Raw genomic sequence first — 632 nt, 5'->3', positions numbered from 1 at the left:
GTTCCTGCGTTTGAAACACCGCCACGTCGAGCCAGCCTTTGGCAACATCGATGCCGATGTCCTGAACCGTTTGCGCTACCATCTCCTCGGTCCCTTCCTTGTGTGCGGGGGCTTGCCCCTTGCAACTGTTCGGGTTCACAAAAGAAGGCGGTCGGACCCCAGCTCATCCACGGTTTAGGCCACCTGAGGGGCGACGGGCTCTCGACCACCGCCACGGATCAGGCAAGCACCTGGTCCGTGGCACCCCCAACAATGCACGATTCCAAACACACAAGGGGTGTTCCAGCGGAGTGAGGCGTTTGCGTTCCCTGGAACACCCCTCATCCGACCTCGCTTCGCGAGGCCACCTTCTCCCACAAGGGGACTGTTGCGTAATTCGGTGGTTGTGATTCTCTGAGATTGACGCTCGGAGGGAATCACGATGGCAGTGAAGCAGACGGGTCAGTTGAGCTTGGCGGAAGCCTTTCTGGGCGGCAAGTTGGCAGGCGGTTCTTCGCCACTCGATCGATTGTCAGGTCTGGTGAAGTGGTACCGCTTCGAGAAGCTACTCAACCCGCTGCGCGATGGTGGACCGGGTCGGGCTGCCTGGCCACCGTTGATCCTGTTCAAGGCGCTTTTGCTTCAATCTCCTC

At 59.7% G+C, this 632-nt stretch carries 1 protein-coding gene; it reads left to right on the top strand.

Annotated features, from left to right (window positions below; genetic code table 11):
* Positions 1-421 precede the first annotated feature (421 nt).
* Positions 422-632 (top strand): transposase (locus AC1DX4_RS35090; RefSeq protein ID WP_477224690.1); only part of this gene is annotated, 211 nt, incomplete at its 3' end.

This window comes from Mesorhizobium sp. P3_A8 (assembly GCF_056402995.1).
The sequence above is the reverse complement of the archived record's forward strand: the minus strand, read 5'-3'. Positions and strand labels throughout refer to the sequence as shown.